This window comes from Pseudarthrobacter defluvii (assembly GCF_030816725.1).
In the GTDB taxonomy this organism is placed as follows: Bacteria; Actinomycetota; Actinomycetes; order Actinomycetales; family Micrococcaceae; genus Arthrobacter; species Arthrobacter defluvii_A.
In genome coordinates, this window is sequence record NZ_JAUSYG010000001.1 from 4,025,455 (window position 1) to 4,041,928 (window position 16,474).

Consider the following 16,474-nt stretch of genomic DNA (forward strand, 5'->3'; position numbering starts at 1 on the left):
ACTACCGGATCCATGGTTGCCCACCGCAGCTGACGGAGTCGTCCATTATCGAATGACAGGACCAGCAATGCCGCTAGCCTTACGCCCTGACGCACCCAGACCATTCCCGGCCCAGCGCCGGCATCGTCCAGGCACCGTTGCCGCCGCCACCGCCCTTCTCGTTGGACTTTTCGCCGCCGGCGGGACCGCTCCGGCACAGGCCGCGCCGTCAGCCCCGTCCACGGCACCAGCACAGCAGGCACCGGCGTCGCCAACGCCCCCGGCACAGACACCGCAGAACCCGTTCGGACCCAATACGTACGTCTTCGACCCCGGCATGCCGGTGGCGCAGATCCAGGCCACGGTTGATGCGATCGCCGCCCAACAGGTGGACGATGAAATGGGTTCAAAGCGTTACTCACTGCTGTTCAAGCCGGGAACTTACGGCACTCCCGAAGAGCCGCTCATCGTCCAGGTGGGCTACTCCACTGAGGTGGCCGGGTTAGGCGCTGCTCCCACGGATGTCACCATCAACGGGCACGTGGACGTCTACAACCGGTGCCTCACCGCGGACAACTGCATCGCCCTGAACAACTTCTGGCGCTCGCTGTCCAACCTCACCATCAATGTCACGGGTCTCGAAGGCTGCCGCAGCTCCGCCAACTTCTGGGCGGCCTCCCAGGCCTCGCCGATGCGCAGGGTCAACATCACCGGCGGCAACCTCTCCCTGATGGACTACTGCACCGCCGGCCCGCAATACGCCAGCGGCGGCTTCATCGCGGACTCCAAGACGGGCGCCGTCATCAATGGGTCGCAGCAGCAGTACCTGGTGCGAAACAGCAGCATCGGAAGCTGGTCCAACGGAGTGTGGAACCAGGTCTTCTCCGGCGTAGACGGTGCGCCCGCAGACTCCTTCCCGGACCCGCCGTACACCACCCTGGACAAGACTCCCATCAGCCGGGAGAAGCCCTACCTGACGGTGGATCCGGCCGGCGGGTACAGCGTGTTCGTACCCGCCGTCCGCCAGGACTCTGCGGGCACCACGTGGGAAAACGGTCCCACTGCGGGCAGCAGCATACCGTTGGCCGACTTCTACATCGCAAGGCCCGGCGATTCAGTGCAGACCATCAACAGCCAGCTGGCCCGTGGAAAGAACCTGCTCCTTACCCCCGGGGTCTACGACGTTGACCGGAGCATCGAGGTCAAGCGGGCCGGAACGGTGGTCCTTGGACTTGGAATGGCAACACTGACGGCCGTCAACGGATCAGTTCCCCTGACCGTGGCGGACGTCCCCGGCGTGGACATCGCCGCCGTCACCATGGACGCGGGCGAGGTAAATTCTCCCGCCCTGATGCGGATCGGCAGGACGATCCCGGGCGCAGGGGGTGGGCCGGGCAACTCGGCCGTGCACAGCGATCCGGCCAACCCCACCACGCTCCATGACGTCTTCTTCCGCATCGGCGGGCCCCACATAGGCAAGGCCTCGGTCAGCCTGGAAGTCAACAGCGACAATGTCCTCCTGGACCACATCTGGGCCTGGCGCGCGGACCACGGCAACGGCGTGGGCTGGACCAGCAACACCGGCAGGAACGGCGTGGTCGTCAACGGCGACAACGTCACTGCCACGGGCCTGTTCGTGGAGCACTACCAGGAGTACAACGTCATCTGGAACGGTGAAGACGGCAAGACCGTCTTCTTCCAGAACGAACTGCCTTACGACGCCCCCAACCAGTCTGCGTGGCAGCACGACGGGGTCCTCGGCTGGGCCGGGTACAAGGTCTCGGACTCCGTCAAAACCCATGAACTCTGGGGCGGCGGCAGCTATGTGTACAACAACGTGGACCCCACCATCCACGCCACCCGCGGCTTCGAGGTCCCGGTGACGCCCGGCGTGAAGCTGCACAGCCTGCTGACGGTGAACCTCGGTGCCGGAACACTGGACCACGTTGTCAACAACACCGGAGCACCGGTGTCCACGGACGCCGTCGGCGTGCCGAGTTACGTAGCTGACTTCGGCTAAACCTGGTTATTAGCCAGCAAAAGCAGAAGGCGCGGTGCCGGCCGTCGGGGCTGGCACCGCGCCCAGGGGCACGACGGCGATTGGCCGGGACACGCCGTCGTCCTTCCCTAAAGCAGGGGAGACTCAGCGGCTACTTTGCCTCGCTGAGGCGGGCGAGGATCTCGTCGCTGGACTGGATGGGCTGGCGGTAGGTGGCGGAGAGGATGCGAAGCATGTCGGCGGCGTCCTGGTCGGATTCGGAGGCCATGGCGTCCTTGGCGTAGGTGACCCGGATGTTATGCGCGAAAGCGTCGGCAGCGGTCTGGGCGATGCAGTTGTGGGTGGAAACGCCGGCGAGAACCACCTCGTCGGCGCCCCAGTTCCGCAGCCGGGCCAGCAAATTGGTGCCCACAAAGCCGCTGTCCCTGGTCTTGTTCAACTGGGGCAGGTCCTCGGTCATGAGGCCCGGTACCGACTGGGCCTGCTCGCTGCCGCGGAAAATGAAGCCCTGGTCGTCATCGAGCATGCTGAGGGTCCAGGTGGACTTGTCCCGCTCGTGTTCAGTGCCCACCAGGAGGGCATTGTGTCCGGCTGCCTTGAACCCTTCCAGCAGCCTGTTGCATTCGCTGACCACCCGTTCCTGCTGGGCTGCCAGTTCGGGTGTCTCGAAGAATGCGTTCTGCATGTCGATGACCAGGAGGGCAATCATGTGGCACCTTTCCTCGTTGAGCCGGTTTCTCTGAAAGGTACCCGCCGGCAGCGCGGGCGAAACCCGGGTCCGGGGCCGGTGACGAAAAAAAGCGGCAGCTCGGCTAGGGCGCGGACTCCCGGACTTCGAGTTCGAAGCCGGCCTCAACATGAACGCCGTGTTCGGACGTCTCACGGCCGGCGATCCGGTCCAGCAGCAGGCTGATGGACCGCTCCGCGATCTCGTCCATCCCCGGCGAGACGGTGGTCAGGGACGGTGAAGCGAAGCGGGCTTCGTCAATGTCATCAAAGCCGGCCACCGCCACGTCCTGCGGAACCTTCACCCCGCGGATCAGCAGTTCGTGCATGGCACCGAGCGCCAGGACGTCGTTGAGTCCGAAGACCGCGTCGAATTCCACTCCCCCGTCCAGGAGCCCGGCGACGGCGGCAGCACCTGTGTCGCGGCGCCACTCGGCAGGGGCGACCAGCGCGGCGTCGTACGGAACCCCTGCCTCGCCCAGCGCCTTCCGGTAGCCGTTCAGGCGCAGGCCTGCCGTCCCGGCGGACTCCCCGGTGTTCGCCCCGACCACGGCAATACGACGGCGGCCGGACGCCAGCAGGTGCCGGGTGAGCGCGGCTGCTGCTTCCTCGTTCTTCATGGTGACCAGGTCGAAGCGCGGGTCCATGATGTGCTCGCCAAGCATCACCAGGGGCTTCGTGCCGGCGCGCTCGGCAATGGCGTCCGCGTCCACCACAAGGGGCGTGAACAGCAGACCGTCGGTGAGTTGGCGGAAGGTCCCCTGCAGGGCGCCGAGTTCAACGGAAGCCTCAGCGTCGGACTGTTCCACCATCACCCTGTAGCCGTGGCGGGAGGCGGCCTTCATCAGCTTGGACGCCAGCTCTGCGTAGTAGGGCGCGGAGAGGTCGGACAGGACCAGGCCCAGCATGGAGGTCTTCCCGGACCGGAGGCTGCGGGCGGTGAGGTTGGCCTCGTAGCCCAGCTCCGCGATGGCATCCTGCACGCGCTGCTTGGTGGCCGGGCGGATGAACTCGTAGTCATTCAGGACGTTGGAAACCGTCTTGAGGGAAACACCCGCAGCCCTCGCAACGTCATTCATGGTGACGGCCATTAACGTTCTTTTCCTGCCTTCGCCGCGGCCTTGGCGGCCTGCTTGCTGGCGCGGACCTTGGCCAGGGACTCCGGGTCCACGATGTCCGCCACCGACAGGTAGCTGCCGTCCTCGCCGTAGTGGCCTGCGGCTTCGCGCCACCCCGGCGCTTCGAGGCCGCGCTGCTTGCCGAGCAGGGCCAGGAAGATCCTGGCCTTCTGTTCCCCGAAGCCGGGCAGTGCCTTGAGCCTGCGCAGCACCTCGGCGCCGTCCGGCGAACCTTTGGTCCAGATGGCCGCAGCGTCGCCGTCCCACTCGCTTTGGACTGCGGCAGCGAGCGCCTGCACGCGCGCGGCCATGGAACCGGGGAAGCGGTGGACGGCGGGGCGCTCCTTGAACATCTCCACGAACGCGGCGGGATCATGGGCGGCAATGGCTCCTGGCTCCAGCGACCCGATCCTGGTCCGGATCTTTTCCGGACCGGCAAAGGCTGATTCCATGGTGACCTGCTGGTCCAGCAACATGCCGGTCAGCAGGGCGAAGGCGTCCTCACTCAACAACTTGTCCGCAGCGGGATCCCCCGTGATGTGCAGTTCCATGCCGTCCATCCTCCCATCTGCGGGCCGCCGTCGTCACAAGGTCGCCCCCGCCCTTCCAGCCGGTTGGATCAGGCCTCGACGGCCAGCCGGATCATGGACCAGGACACTGCCGGAAGCTCGGCGGTCAGCCGGCCGCCGTCGACCTTTACTGTTCCGTTCTCCGACGGGAGGACGGAGGTGGAATCGTCCGCGCTGGCCTGCCAATACGGGTCCTTGTTGGCGTAGGTCACCGCCTCGACCACGCGGACGCTGCCCAGGCCGGCCACCGCGGCGTCCAGGGTAAGCGCCGAGTCGGCCGAGCGGTTGACCGCAAACACCACGGCCTCGCCCTTGTCCGCGTCATACGTGGCGACGGCGGACAGGGCAGCGAAGCCCTCGGTCTTGCCGCCGCTGACCAGCGGGGACTCGACGGCGAGCTGCAGCACCGTGCCGGACGCATGCCGGGAGGTCAGGGCGAAGGGGTGGAAGGTGGTCTGCTTCCAGGACCGCCCGCCGGGCTCAGTCATGATGGGCGCGATGACGTTCACCAGCTGCGCCAGGCTGGCCGAGTGGACGCGGTCCGTGTTCCTGAGCAGCGTGACCAGGAGGTCGCCCACCACCACGGCGTCCGCCACCGTGTAGGTGTCCTCCAGCAGGACCGGCGCCACCGGCCAGTCCTTGCCGGTGGGTACCTTGGATTCGTCCCGGCTCATGTGCCACACGTTCCACTCATCGAAAGAGATGTTCACCTGCTTGGTGGACTTCTTCACCGACTTCACGTGGTCGATGTGGCTCACGATGTCGCGGATGAAGGCTTCCATCTTGTGGCCGGCAGCAAGGTGTTCCTGCAGGTCGCCGAAGTCCTCGAAGTACTGGTGCGCGGAGATCAGGTCCACCAATTCGTAGGTTTCGGACAGGACCACGCGCTCCCACTCACCGAACGTGGACATGGTGGGCCCGGAGCTGCCGCAGGCCACCAGCTCAAGGTCCGGCTCCACCATGCGCATGCCACGGGCAGTGTCGGCGGCGAGCCGGCCGTACTCCAGGGCGTTCTTGTGGCCGATCTGCCACGGACCGTCCATCTCGTTGCCCAGGCACCACATCTTGATGCCGTAGCCGTCGGCCGCACCGTTGGCCCGGCGCTGCTCGGAAAGGGCGGTGCCGCCGTCGATGTTGCAGTACTCCAGCAGGTCCAGCGCCTCCTGGACGCCGCGGGTGCCCAGGTTGACGGCCATCATGGGTTCCACCCCGGCCTTGGCCGACCACTTGGCGAACTCGTCCACGCCCACCTTGTTGGGGTCGGTGGAATGCCAGGCCAGGTCCAGCCGCACGGGCCGCTGGTCCGCCGGGCCCACCCCGTCCTCCCAGCGGTAGCCGGAGACGAAGTTGCCGCCCGGGTAGCGGACGGTGGAGACCCCCAGTTCGCGGGTCAGCGCCAGGACGTCCTTGCGGAACCCGTCCTCGTCCGCGTCCGGGTGGTCCGGCTCGAAGATGCCGGTATACACGCACCGGCCCAGGTGCTCAACGAAAGCTCCGAACGTACGACGGCGGACGGGCCCCACGGCGAACGAGGGGTCAATGGTGATTTTTGCTGCAGCGGGTTCTGGCTGGGTCACGAAGGTATCCTCAGTTTGGTTTTTACAACGTTATAGAAGATATTCTTGGGGGTCACCCTTCCCGAGTCAAGGGGTTTTTTCCGCAGCGACTGGCATACCTCCGGGTGGGCGCCAGGGACTGGACGGCCTTTTGACCTGCGGCAACCATCGAATGACGTCCGGCCGCAGGTCCTCCAAGTACTACCTAATCGAAAAGACAGGTACCAGCTACGCGTTCACCGGGGCTGGCGGGCAATTAGGTTTCTTTACCAGAGACAAGACCTGTTCTGGTTCTCGGTACTTGGCTCACTAGGGGGGTGTGGGACCAGCAATGCGCGCACGACACACAGGCCCAGGCTTCCCGGTCCCTAGGACACGGGTAATAGGCGGGGCCGGCGACGAGGAGTCCTTCGAGACCAAGGGCTCTCCCCCAGCCGTCGCCGGCCCTCTTGCCCCTTCGGGTGCCCGAACGGGCCGCGCACCCCTGCCGGGTGCCGGTCACGATGCCAGCCCCACGAATCCAGGCCTTTTGCTGGACCTGGTCAACGGCGCACAGACCCTGGCCGATTCCCTGGACCTGCTGGTGGCAGCATCAGCCGCGCACGTGGTCAGGACCGCCGGCTTTGATGTTGGCTGCGGCCTGGTGCTGCGACAGCCCAAGCGGAGCCCGGCCATCACCGGAACCTCAGGGGAAGTGGTCCGCCTGCTGGGCTGGGAACTCGACACGGCCGAGGGGCCGGTGACCGACGTGATGTCCGGCGGCCACCCCGTGGCGGTGCTCCAGAGAAATGGGGATTTCCGCTGGCGCCAGTACTCTGGCCAGCTGCAGTCAGCCGGGTTCGGCAGCGCCCTTGCAGTACGGCTCCGTATGGACGCTGACGTCCCGGCAGACGATGGGATCCCCGGCAACACGGAACTTGGCCAGTCAAGCGCGGCGCTTGCTTTCTTCGCGCAGGACGCAAAGGCCTTCCCGCTCCAGGTCATCGCCGAAGCACGCACCTTCGCCACCTTGGCGACCAAGAGCCTGCAGATGGCCATCAACCTGCACACCGCCCGCTCGCTGGCCACCGACCTCCGCTCGGCGCTGGACAGCCGCCCGCACCTCCATCAATGTGGCCTGCGGAGTGATCATGGCCCAGAACAGGTGCTCCTACCAGGAGGCGTTTTCCATCCTCGCCAAGGCATCAAGCCACCGGAACATCAAGGTGCGCAAGGTGGCCGAAGACATCTTGGAACGCTTGCCGGAAGGCGCGCCGCACTCGCACTTCGGACGCTAGTCTCCCCCGAACACCAGCCAGCCCGCAGCTCGGTTCACCCGCCCCCGAATGGGTAGGGAACAATGAGGACCAGGAGCGCGGGAGGCAGGCGGATGGAGAGCACGCAGTCAGCCGTTCCGCGCACCCGCACCAGTGCCCTTGCCTGGCTGGCAGGACCATTCGCTACCTTGCTGGGGCTGGCAGCGCATGTTGCAGGTGGAGGACAGTCGCCGGCCGTCGTCATCGTGGTTGCGCTGGCAGCGCTGCTGGGCCTTGGCGCCGTACTCCTGGAGCGGCTTGCACCCCCGCAACGGCCGGGCTGGGCTGTCCTGGCGGCCTCCGCCGTCGCGCAGCAAATCCTGCACCTCGCCCTCAGCGCATTCTCAACCGCCACCGCCGTCCCGTTGCCGGGCCATGACCATGGCGCCGGGACCACTCCGGACGCGCCGTCGTCGGGCGGTACGCCTGCCGCGCACTCCCTCCACCTGATGCTGTACCTGCATGCCGGTGCTGCTCTGGTTGCCGCTGCCGCCGTCGCTCAATCGGGCAGGATCTCCGCGTGGGCCCGGGCACGGATCAGGACGTAAAGGTTCCCCTGGCGATGCTCACGCTGGAATGGGCGGGATTGCCGTCCATGGGCTCGTCCGACACATCCACCACCGGGTATTGGGAAAGGTCCAGGCCGGCGGGCACCTGGAACGTTCCCGAGGTGGAGTTCATGACGCCGAGGCTGACCAGCTTGGAAAGGTCCGGGGCGATCAGCCACACCTCCTGGTAGCCCTTGGCTTCATCCTTGTCCAGGCTGACCTCCAGGCTGCGGGAACCATCCGCGGCCGCCACCACTTTGGCCGTTCCCGCAGCTGAATGCTTCGGCAACGGGGCCAGCTCCGTCGCGGCCAGTTCCTGCGGCTGGGGCGGGCGGTCCATCACTGAGACAACGCCGAAAACCACCAGGGCAGCGGCTGCCGCTGTTGCCAGCCACGTCCCCGGGTGCTGCCACCAGACGGCCTTGCGCCGGGCGCCCTTCGTCCGGGCGCCGTTCCTGGGCGCACCCAGGGGGACAACGTTCGACGGCGGCACGTCCCCGGGTGCCGGCGTGGCCGCAGGAGTTGCGGCGACTTTAGTTGAGGCGCCGTCCCCGGCCGCGCCTTCCTTCGGCGCTTCCGACGCGAGGGGGTCCTCCCGCACAGACTCGGCCAGGCCAAGTTCCCGATGGATTCCGGCCCAGACCTGGGGCCCGGGGACGGACAGGCGGCTGGTGTCCGGCGTTGTCCTCACCGCGTCCACCGTGCGGCGCAGGGCAGCGTAGTCGGCGGCGCATTCGGGGCAGGCCAGGAGGTGTTCCCGGCCTGCCGGGTCCTCCCAGTCGTCGTACAGGGCAAGGAGGCTCAACTGTTCCGGATCAAGATGCGGCATGGTCTACCTCCAATCTGCTTCTCAGGTGGGTCAGGCTGCGGCGGATGTGGCTCTTGACGGTACCAAGCGGCAGGTCCAGTTTCCGCGAGATCTGTTCGTGCGTCAGGTCCTCGTAGAAGGCAAGCTTCATGATGGAACCCTGGGGCTCGCCCAGCCTCTCCAGTTCACCGTCCAGCAGCAGTCGGTCCGCCAGGGTTTCCGCGGCCTCCGCTCCCGGCCCCGGATCCCCGGCCATGCCGGCTCCGGCAGCAGCATATGCCTTGCGCGCTTCACGGGCCGAGGACTGCTGGGCATCCGCAATGGCGTTGCGGGTGATCCCCACGATCCATGCCGGGAGCCGGGCCACCTGCGGGTTGAAGGTACTCCGCGAGCGCCATACCCGGATGAAGACTTCCTGGGTCACGTCGTCCGCCGCAGCGCGGTCCGCCAAGGACCGGAGGGCCAATGTGTGCACCAGGGGCGCGAACTCGCGGTAGGCCGCTGCCAGCGCATGCTCATCGCCGGACTGGAAGGCCGCGGTCAGCTGGTCATCCCATCCGTGGGAGGCGTGCCCGGAAAGCGTCACAGGCGGCTCCCTCCCGGCTTCGGCGACGAGATACATGGCGGGCCACCGGCCCTGCAGGAACTGGTTCATTCCGGACCTGGTCTCACGCAGGGACTGCGGTGACAATCACATTGTCGCTGTAGTCCATCCGCTCGTCCAGCCATCTGCCTCCACACGTGACCAGCTTGAGTTCGTGCGGTCCCGACCGGCGGAACAGCGAGGTGCCGTCGAACTTGTCCTTCGCCATCAGTTCCACACCCACCACCCGGTAGGTGAGGGCAGGGGCACCTTCGCGTCCCACGCGGATGACAGTCCCTGCCGCGAGTGACTTCAGCGCTGAGAACGGCGCGCGGTCCGATGTAGTGTCGATGTGTCCCGCAATGACGGCTGTGCCTCCGGCTGCCCCGGGGGCCGGGCCGAACTTGTACCAGGCGGCGCGGTCGAACGCATCAGGAATCTCCATCGCTCCCCCGGCCGACACTCCCCCGGGCACCACCGGCATGTCGATGGCCGTGCCGGCCACGGTGAGCGAGGTGGGCGCCGGCGCCACGGCAGTGGGCGGCAGGGTTGCCGGCCGAACCGGGACAGCCCCTGGCGGCGCACCAGCAGACGGGGCACCAGCAGACGACGCAACAGGCGGTGACACGCTTGCTGGGCTGGACGCGGCAGCTCCGGCCGGGGTGGCGGCCTGCGGCGGTGCGGCGTTCGATGGAGCCGGCAAACTGGTGGCCCCGACCGGAGCCGTCGCCTGCCCGGAATCGGCGGGGTTGGCGGAGCCGCAGCCGGAAAGAACCAGCACACCGGCCACCAGCGCCGCCGCGCCGCTCAAGGAATGCCGGTGGCGGTACCCGCCTGCCGGCGTCGTGCTTGCCTTCATCCCCGCCGCCCTTCCTGGCAACCTACGTGGACCAAACAACTGACGGAACCGGCACAGGGGCCCGTCCGCGGGTACGCGGCCGGGCCCTGCGCTTGCCGGTCCTGACGGAACCGTTAAAGCTCTGCCCGGCGGGCGCGGACCGTGCGGGTTACACCCACCGCCCCGGCCAGTACGGCAAGGGCTGCCAGGCCAAGCCCGGCAGTGACAACAGCGGAGCCCGCGCCGTCTTCATCCGCGGAACCGTTGAGGGCGCCAGGCACCGATGCCGGAGCCGAGTGCAGGCCCTCGATGGTCTGCACGGCAAGCTTCAGGTTCTGGTCCGCCAGGCTGCCCCAGGCGTAGACGATGGTGTGGGTCCCTTCGGCCACCGCCACATCGGCTGGGCCGATTACGGGGGTTGTGGTGCCGGCAGCGGCGACTGCGGCCGGGACGGTCCCGGGATCGAGCGTCAGGGTCTGCTCGTTCGGGTTGGCCAGGTTGGTGACGACGGCGGTACCGCCGGCCAGGACATCGACGGCGGGTGCGGCGGCGGCATGGCGGACGGTCAGTTTGCCCTTGCCAGCCGGGATCTGGGACACGTCGTTGGTGAACAGGCTGGCCGTGGGCTTGCCGTCCGCGCCGAGGTGGGCCGCGGCGGTGTAGTTTCCGTTGGCGGCCAGGTTGACGCTGACGGGACCAATGGCGGGGGCGGACGCGTCGGCGGCGTCGGCTGCGGTGATGGCAATCTCATAGGTGCCGGCCGGAAGGGCCAGCGGACCGGCAAGGGTTCCCGGGGTGAAATCGTCAAGTGTGCGGTCGCCGTTGACCCAGACGTCCACGGTCAGGCCGGGGACCCCGTGCAGCACGGAAAGCTGGGCGTCCCCGTCTGCTGCGTTGGCGGGACCGGCCAGAGCGATTGCGGCTGCAATGGCTGCTGCACCGGCACCTGCGGTGAAGATTGTGTTGCGCATGTCCATCTCCTTGAACGGCCCGGTTGCCGGGCGTTTTTTGCTGACACCCCTACTACCGGCGGAGTCCGGGTTTTGGATGCAGATTCATGGAGATTCTTTAATCCGGGTTTTGCTGCAGTTCCAGGCTGCCCTTTTGCGGCCGCCCGGGGCCTTACGCGGAGGCCGGAGCGGCCGTGCTGGCGCGCAGGACGAGCTCCGGCGGAACCACGGTGGAGCTCACCGGGGCGCCCGACTCGATTTCCTCGAGCATAATGTCCATGCAGCGGCGGCCCAGCTCTTCGAAGTCCTGGCGGACGGTGGTCAGCGGGGGCGTGAAGTACCCCGCCTCCGGCTGGTCGTCGAAACCCACCACGGAGACGTCGTCGGGCACTTTCACCCCCGCCTCCGTGAAGGCACGCAGCAGGCCAAGGGCCATCTGGTCATTCCCCACGAAGATGGCCGTCGCGGTGCGCCCGGCCGCCAGCTTCCGTCCGATTGCGTAGCCGCTGCCGGCGCTCCAGTCCCCTTCCACCAGCAGGGACTCGTCCAGCCCGGCCTCCCGGAGCGCAGCCCGCCAGCCCTCCGCACGTTCGGCGCCGTCGGTCCAGTCCGGCGGGCCCGCTATGTGCCCGATTTGCCGGTGGCCTTCCCTGATGAGATGTTCGACGGCGAGCCTGGCCCCTGCGCGCTGGTCCACCATTGCCCCGCTCACCGAAGCACTGCCGGCGGAGCCCACAGCCACCACGGGCACGGGAAGATTCATCTGTTCCAGCACCGCGAGGGTGTCCGAATGCGGCACCAGCACCGCGATCCCGTCCACCGCCTGGTCCATGAAGTGGCCCACGGCGTCGGAGATGGCATCCCTGCTGACTTCCCGCAGGGCGGCGATGCTAACAAAATAGCCTGCGTTGCGGGCGGCATGTTCAACCCCCACCAGGGTGTTGGCCGGCCCGTACTGGGAGAGCTCGCTGGCCAGCACGCCGATGGTCTGCGAGCGCCGCGTGACCAGGCTCCGGGCCGCCGTGTTGCGGCGGTAGCCCAGTTCCGCGATGGCCGCCTCCACTTTTTCCCGCGTCGCCTTGCTGACGTTGGGGTGGTTGTTCACCACCCGGGAGACGGTCTGGTGGGAGACGCCGGCCACCTTGGCCACGTCTTCCAGGCGCGGCATCCGGCCCTTGCTGGTTTTTGCCATGTGCCTATTGTGCCTGTTGCGGCCCCTGCGTCCGCCTGTGTTTCGGCGGGCAAATTTTTGCTGTTCGATCGCGGATGGATGCTTGCGCGGCTCCGGCGCAGTGGGAAGGATGAGGGTGATCCGCGTCTGCACAGAAGGAGCCGGCCCAGTGACCAAGTACCTGATCTCGTTTCCCAGCGGCGTCATGGACATCCCTGACGGCGGCCTGCAGGAAGTTGCCGATGCGGCGCATGCCGTAGTCCAGGAGGCAAAGGACGCCGGCGTCTGGGTTTTCGGCGGCGGCATCGATGAGAGCGTCCCGCCGGTCATGGTGGATGGCGGCGGAACCGTCACGGAGGGAACCTACCCGCAGACGGCGCAGATCGAAGGCGGTTACACCGTGCTGGAGTTGCCCAGCTACGATGCGGCGCTGCACTGGGCCGCGAAAATCGCCGCGGCCTGCCGCTGCGCCCAGGAAGTGCGGGCTTTCCAGTACGACCCCGCCAGCTGAACACCGCACCCGGCCCGCGTGGTGGACCTGGAGTGACAGTGCAGCTGGAGTACCCGTTCACGGGCCCCTGGCTGGTTCAGAACTCGCCCGCAGACCGGGTTCCCAGCCACGGGACGCGGCTTTTTGGCAGCAGCTACGCGATCGACTTCACGCCGGTGGACGGAGACGGGCGGTCTGCCCGGATCACCCTGGCCGCACTGTTCCGGCCCGAGCCGCCGGAACACTTCGCGGGGTTCGGCAGGGCTGTCAGGGCGCCGGTGTCCGGGCTGGTCCAGGTCGCCCACGACGGCGAGACCGACCATGCGGCTTTCCGCGGCTTCCCGTCAATCGGCTATGCCGCCACCCAGGCCGGGCGGGCACGGGAAGGCTGGGTGGGCCTGGCCGGCAACCACGTGGTCATCGGGAGCGAAGGCGTGTTCGTCGCCCTGTGCCACCTCAAGCGCGGGAGCGTCAGCGTCCATCCGGGCCAGCTGGTACGCCCCGGCGATGTTGTAGGCCTGTGCGGCAACTCCGGCAACAGCACCGAACCGCATCTGCACATCCAGGCGATGGACTCCGCGGACCCCGAACGGGCTTCCGCCGTTCCCATCTCGTTCCCAGGCGGACTGCCGCGGAGCGGGACAGTTGTGACTGCCTGACAGGGCGCCCGCAAGCCCGTTGCAGGCGGGGCGCGGGAGGATTCCTGCGTTAAAGCGAAAGGCCCTCACGTCCTTGACTCGATCCGCGAGGGTCTTTCTTTAGCTGCTGCGCACTCTGGGGGAGGTGCGTTCGTGCTTCCCTAAAAGTAGTAGATAAGATGCTACTTTTCCAATCCGACACGCCCCGAAACGGCAGCAGGCCAGACGATACAAGCGTCTGACCTGCGAAAGGGTGGGCCCTGTGGGGCTCGAACCCACGACCCACGGATTAAAAGTCCGATGCTCTACCAACTGAGCTAAAGGCCCCTGCCGGCCAGTCGAACACGTTGTGTCCACCTGTCCGGCCCAATCCATTTCTGGACGTTAATACTCTAACCCATGGTTCCGGCGTCTTTGGCACGTGGTCCGGACGCCGCCGTCGGCCGCTTTCTCCATAGGGTGGGGACCGTTTCCGCCGGGCCGGGACGAACGCAAAGGCGCTCGATTTCCGCCGCGGCACAGGAGTAGCGTGGGGGCATGAGCGAGCAAGCAGGAACCAGTCCGTACGGCGGCAGCAACCGGCACCACAAGCCCAAGCCCTTCGCGCCGATGGATTTCGAGCCCTTCGCGGGCGGTGCGGATCCTGCCCGCGTGTCCGAGGCCGCGCACCTTGCCGCCCAGGCCCTGGTCCGCCACGGCCGTGACAGCGATGATCCTGTGATTACCGAACGCTTGGTGAAGCTCGCCGACGAACAGGGCCTGGACGCCATCGCCGAGATGTGGGCCGAGAGCCCGGCCCGCTCCCTTCCCGGGGCGCTGTGGCGCCTTTACGCCTTGCGCGCCGCCACCGTCCAGGACCCCGAACGCATCTCCGTCTACTTCCGCGCGGGCAGGGACACCGCCCAGGTCTCCAACGTGGTGGCCGGCGCGGCCGAGCCCCCGGGTGCTGATGAAATGCGCGCCATGGCGGACGCCATCCTCTCCGGCGCGTTCGACGGCGATTTCGACGTCGCGCTGGAACGGTCCGCCGCGTTCTGCCGCGTGGTGGCACTCGGCCAGGCCACCCTCGCCGACGGCGCGGAGCACGCCAACGAGGCACACGCCAGCAAGCTCACCCGCAACTCCCACCAGTTGGTCAAGACCGCCGAGGACCTTGAACACGCTGCAAATGCCTGGCGCCTGGGCGAGTTGGACTAACCCTCTTTTCGTTTGCCCACCCCGCTGGTCCCCCCGCTCTCCGGGGCAAAGCAAGTCCCTGCTGTCAAGATTGACTTGGGCCCGGGTAAGTAGAAGACTGAAACCGGTGCCGAGCCGCGAAACCCCCGGGCTTCAACAATTAGCCGCCTAGAGCGGCCTACCGCCGAGAGGCGTATCCGGTTCGGCACCATTTTTCTGCCCTCCTCCATGTGGCCGGTTCTGGGGGTGCAGTTACGGGCCGGTAGAGTAGTGGACAGTTGCCCGCCGGGGTCAAGTCACACGGCAGCAACCCCCGCCTTGATAACTCCCCGGAGACCGGTAAACACGTGAAGCTGCGCCTTTTTCCCCAGGAGCCCGCCGGGCTGAAGCTGCTCTCGCAGATGGCACAACAGATCGTCCAGGCCAGCGCCACCCTGGCCGAGATCCTCGGCGTACCTGCGGACGAGCACGGCAAGCTCGTTGAGGACATGCACAACATCGAGGCCAAGTCCGCCGAACTGCACTTCGCGCTGCTGACCCACATGCGCAGCAGCTTTGTGAACCCCCTCCCCCGGGAAGACATGTACGCACTGTCCCGGTACCTCAACGAGGCCATGGAGAAGATGGACGCCGCCGCGGAGCTGGTGGCCCTGTACAAGCTGGACCGTTTGCCCAAGCGTGCCGCCGACCAGCTGGAGATCATCAGCCGGCAGGCCGAGCTGACGGTGGATGCGATGCGCAGGCTCAATGACCTGGATGACCTCGAGGACTACTGGATCGAAATCCTGCGCCTCGCCAAACGGGCGGAGCGGACCCACCGCGTCTGGGTGGCGGACATGATCGCGGACATGAAGTGGGCGCAGTACTCCCGCAACCGGGACATCGCCAACCAGCTGGTGGAGGTCACCAAGGACATGCGGCGGGTGGCCACCCAGGTAGGCAGCATCATCGTCAAGGAGTCCTGAAGTGGCGGGTGTCATCTTCGGCGCGGTGGTTTTGCTGGCCGCGGCGTTTGCCTTCCTGAACGGGTTCCGGGACGCCTCCACCTCCGTGGCGCTGGCGGTGCGGAACCGTGCGCTTACCCCCAGCGTCGGCGTGCTCCTTGCCGCGTTCTTCAACTTTGTCGGCGCCCTCCTCAGCGCCCTGCTCGCCGTCGCCGTGAGCCGGACATGGATCAACCTTCCGGCGGGCACTGACGGACTCACCATCCTGGCGGCCGGGCTGGCCAGTGCCTGCGCCTGGGGGCTGCTGATGTGGTGGCGCGGCATTCCGGCGTCGTCCACCCACGCCCTGGTGGGCGGACTGGCCGGGGCGGGCCTTGCCAGCCTTGCCATCGGCGGCCCGGGTGTTGCCGGTGTGGACCAGTCGCTGCTGTTCCAGGTGGTCCTGCCGCTGGTGCTGTCACCGCTGGTGGCCTACAGCGGCTCCTTCCTCCTGGTGTATCCGGCCACCTGGGTGGCCCGCTACACGCAGCCCAACGTGGTGAACCAGCGCTTCCGCCGGGGCCAGGCCGTCGCCGCGGGTGCGGTGGCGTTCGGCCACGGCCTGCAGGACGGGCAGCGCGTCAGCGCCGTGCTCCTGCTGGCCCTCCTGGCGGGAGGCTATTCCGACGGCGGGATCCCCACCTGGGTGGCAGCGCTCTCCGCCGTCATGATGACTGCCGGTACGCTCTTTGGCGGGTGGCGGGTCTCGCACACCATCGGCTACAAGATCACCAGGATCGATCCCCTGCGCGGCTCCGTGGCGCAGACCTTCAGCGCGCTGATGCTCTTTGTGGGCGCCATCGGGCTGCACTGGCCGCTGTCCACCACCCACACGGTGACGGCCGGGGCGCTGGGAGCCGGGGAAAACCAGCACTTTTCCGTGACGAACCGGAAGCTGGTCATCCGGATCCTGTGGTTCTGGGCCCTGACCCCCCTTGCCACCTGCGCCCTGGCCTTCGTGCTCGCGCTCGCACTCTCGCCCATTTCCGTTTAGGCGGGCTCAGCTCCCCTGTACAGGGATTCCGCCGTGAAGTAAATTCGGAAGTG

The 16,474-nt window shown here is 67.2% G+C and carries 17 protein-coding genes and 1 tRNA gene; 8 read left to right on the forward strand and 10 right to left on the reverse strand.

Annotated features, from left to right (window positions below; genetic code table 11):
- Positions 1–67: 67 nt before the first annotated feature.
- Positions 68–1,999, forward strand: coding sequence for an adenylyl cyclase (locus tag QF031_RS18785; RefSeq protein ID WP_307431729.1), 1,932 nt, complete (start codon positions 68–70; stop codon positions 1,997–1,999).
- 130 nt (positions 2,000–2,129) lie between these two features.
- Here the strand turns inward: QF031_RS18785 and QF031_RS18790 are convergent, their stop codons facing one another.
- The 4 genes from QF031_RS18790 to arfA all read right to left on the reverse strand — a co-directional run bounded on the left by QF031_RS18790 (position 2,130) and on the right by arfA (position 5,968).
- Positions 2,130–2,687: a cysteine hydrolase family protein gene (locus tag QF031_RS18790; RefSeq protein WP_307431731.1), complete on the reverse strand. Its 558-nt coding sequence runs from the start codon at positions 2,685–2,687 to the stop codon at positions 2,130–2,132.
- 103 nt (positions 2,688–2,790) lie between these two features.
- The gene (locus QF031_RS18795; RefSeq protein ID WP_307431733.1) at positions 2,791–3,795 is read right to left on the reverse strand and encodes a LacI family DNA-binding transcriptional regulator; all 1,005 of its coding nucleotides are present in this window, start codon (positions 3,793–3,795) and stop codon (positions 2,791–2,793) included.
- Positions 3,795–4,382 (reverse strand): HhH-GPD-type base excision DNA repair protein, encoded by a 588-nt coding sequence (locus tag QF031_RS18800; protein ID WP_307431734.1) that lies wholly within the window; start codon positions 4,380–4,382, stop codon positions 3,795–3,797. The genes QF031_RS18795 and QF031_RS18800 overlap by 1 nt, the downstream gene beginning before the upstream one ends.
- 59 nt (positions 4,383–4,441) lie before the next feature.
- Positions 4,442–5,968 (reverse strand): arabinosylfuranosidase ArfA, encoded by a 1,527-nt coding sequence (arfA, locus tag QF031_RS18805; RefSeq protein ID WP_307431736.1) that lies wholly within the window; start codon positions 5,966–5,968, stop codon positions 4,442–4,444.
- Between the two features lie 1,109 nt (positions 5,969–7,077).
- Between arfA and QF031_RS18810 the strand changes: the two genes are divergently transcribed.
- On the forward strand, positions 7,078–7,224 hold the full coding sequence (locus QF031_RS18810) for an ANTAR domain-containing protein (RefSeq protein WP_307431739.1): 147 nt from the start codon (positions 7,078–7,080) through the stop codon (positions 7,222–7,224).
- A 92-nt stretch (positions 7,225–7,316) separates the two neighbouring features.
- A complete protein-coding gene (locus QF031_RS18815) occupies positions 7,317–7,790 on the forward strand; it encodes a hypothetical protein (RefSeq protein ID WP_307431741.1) in 474 nt (157 codons plus the stop codon).
- On the opposite strand, the gene QF031_RS18820 is transcribed toward QF031_RS18815, so the two are convergent.
- The 5 genes from QF031_RS18820 to QF031_RS18840 all read right to left on the reverse strand — a co-directional run bounded on the left by QF031_RS18820 (position 7,780) and on the right by QF031_RS18840 (position 12,161).
- Positions 7,780–8,619 carry an anti-sigma factor gene (locus tag QF031_RS18820; protein ID WP_307431744.1) on the reverse strand — a complete coding sequence of 280 codons (840 nt, stop codon included), beginning with the start codon at positions 8,617–8,619 and terminating at the stop codon, positions 7,780–7,782. The genes QF031_RS18815 and QF031_RS18820 overlap by 11 nt on opposite strands.
- Positions 8,606–9,220 (reverse strand): RNA polymerase sigma factor, encoded by a 615-nt coding sequence (locus tag QF031_RS18825; RefSeq protein WP_307433502.1) that lies wholly within the window; start codon positions 9,218–9,220, stop codon positions 8,606–8,608. The genes QF031_RS18820 and QF031_RS18825 overlap by 14 nt, the downstream gene beginning before the upstream one ends.
- 46 nt (positions 9,221–9,266) lie before the next feature.
- Positions 9,267–10,040, reverse strand: coding sequence for a class F sortase (locus tag QF031_RS18830; RefSeq protein ID WP_307431748.1), 774 nt, complete (start codon positions 10,038–10,040; stop codon positions 9,267–9,269).
- Between the two features lie 113 nt (positions 10,041–10,153).
- Positions 10,154–10,990 (reverse strand): DUF4397 domain-containing protein, encoded by an 837-nt coding sequence (locus tag QF031_RS18835; protein ID WP_307431749.1) that lies wholly within the window; start codon positions 10,988–10,990, stop codon positions 10,154–10,156.
- A gap of 151 nt (positions 10,991–11,141) precedes the next feature.
- Positions 11,142–12,161 (reverse strand): LacI family DNA-binding transcriptional regulator, encoded by a 1,020-nt coding sequence (locus tag QF031_RS18840; RefSeq protein WP_307431752.1) that lies wholly within the window; start codon positions 12,159–12,161, stop codon positions 11,142–11,144.
- 148 nt (positions 12,162–12,309) lie between these two features.
- Here QF031_RS18840 and QF031_RS18845 point away from each other — a divergent pair, with 148 nt between their 5' ends.
- Both QF031_RS18845 and QF031_RS18850 read left to right on the forward strand, forming a co-directional pair.
- A complete protein-coding gene (locus QF031_RS18845; protein WP_307431755.1) occupies positions 12,310–12,651 on the forward strand; it encodes a YciI family protein in 342 nt (113 codons plus the stop codon).
- A 32-nt stretch (positions 12,652–12,683) separates the two neighbouring features.
- Complete coding sequence (locus QF031_RS18850; protein ID WP_307431758.1) at positions 12,684–13,289, forward strand: M23 family metallopeptidase; 606 nt, start codon at positions 12,684–12,686, stop codon at positions 13,287–13,289.
- 233 nt (positions 13,290–13,522) lie between these two features.
- Here the strand turns inward: QF031_RS18850 and QF031_RS18855 are convergent.
- Positions 13,523–13,595 (reverse strand) — tRNA-Lys (locus QF031_RS18855).
- A gap of 210 nt (positions 13,596–13,805) precedes the next feature.
- Between QF031_RS18855 and QF031_RS18860 the strand changes: the two genes are divergently transcribed.
- The 3 genes from QF031_RS18860 (at position 13,806) to QF031_RS18870 (ending at position 16,421) form a co-directional block, all read left to right on the forward strand.
- Positions 13,806–14,465: a hypothetical protein gene (locus QF031_RS18860; protein ID WP_307431761.1), complete on the forward strand. Its 660-nt coding sequence runs from the start codon at positions 13,806–13,808 to the stop codon at positions 14,463–14,465.
- Between the two features lie 326 nt (positions 14,466–14,791).
- Complete coding sequence (locus tag QF031_RS18865; protein ID WP_307431763.1) at positions 14,792–15,409, forward strand: DUF47 domain-containing protein; 618 nt, start codon at positions 14,792–14,794, stop codon at positions 15,407–15,409.
- 1 nt (position 15,410) lies between these two features.
- Positions 15,411–16,421 carry an inorganic phosphate transporter gene (locus QF031_RS18870; protein ID WP_307431765.1) on the forward strand — a complete coding sequence of 337 codons (1,011 nt, stop codon included), beginning with the start codon at positions 15,411–15,413 and terminating at the stop codon, positions 16,419–16,421.
- Positions 16,422–16,474 lie beyond the last annotated feature (53 nt).

What these genes read in the sequence shown, in the direction of transcription:
- QF031_RS18800 (WP_307431734.1), bottom strand. Translation starts at nt 4,382, where the DNA reads ATGGACGGCATGGAACTGCACATCACGGGGGATCCCGCTGCGGACAAG.
- QF031_RS18790 (WP_307431731.1), bottom strand. Translation starts at nt 2,687, where the DNA reads ATGATTGCCCTCCTGGTCATCGACATGCAGAACGCATTCTTCGAGACA.
- QF031_RS18860 (WP_307431761.1), top strand. Translation starts at nt 13,806, where the DNA reads ATGAGCGAGCAAGCAGGAACCAGTCCGTACGGCGGCAGCAACCGGCAC.
- QF031_RS18795 (WP_307431733.1), bottom strand. Translation starts at nt 3,795, where the DNA reads ATGGCCGTCACCATGAATGACGTTGCGAGGGCTGCGGGTGTTTCCCTC.
- QF031_RS18810 (WP_307431739.1), top strand. Translation starts at nt 7,078, where the DNA reads ATGGCCCAGAACAGGTGCTCCTACCAGGAGGCGTTTTCCATCCTCGCC.
- QF031_RS18840 (WP_307431752.1), bottom strand. Translation starts at nt 12,161, where the DNA reads ATGGCAAAAACCAGCAAGGGCCGGATGCCGCGCCTGGAAGACGTGGCC.
- QF031_RS18820 (WP_307431744.1), bottom strand. Translation starts at nt 8,619, where the DNA reads ATGCCGCATCTTGATCCGGAACAGTTGAGCCTCCTTGCCCTGTACGAC.
- QF031_RS18825 (WP_307433502.1), bottom strand. Translation starts at nt 9,220, where the DNA reads ATGTATCTCGTCGCCGAAGCCGGGAGGGAGCCGCCTGTGACGCTTTCC.
- QF031_RS18785 (WP_307431729.1), top strand. Translation starts at nt 68, where the DNA reads ATGCCGCTAGCCTTACGCCCTGACGCACCCAGACCATTCCCGGCCCAG.
- QF031_RS18830 (WP_307431748.1), bottom strand. Translation starts at nt 10,040, where the DNA reads ATGAAGGCAAGCACGACGCCGGCAGGCGGGTACCGCCACCGGCATTCC.
- QF031_RS18835 (WP_307431749.1), bottom strand. Translation starts at nt 10,990, where the DNA reads ATGCGCAACACAATCTTCACCGCAGGTGCCGGTGCAGCAGCCATTGCA.
- QF031_RS18815 (WP_307431741.1), top strand. Translation starts at nt 7,317, where the DNA reads ATGGAGAGCACGCAGTCAGCCGTTCCGCGCACCCGCACCAGTGCCCTT.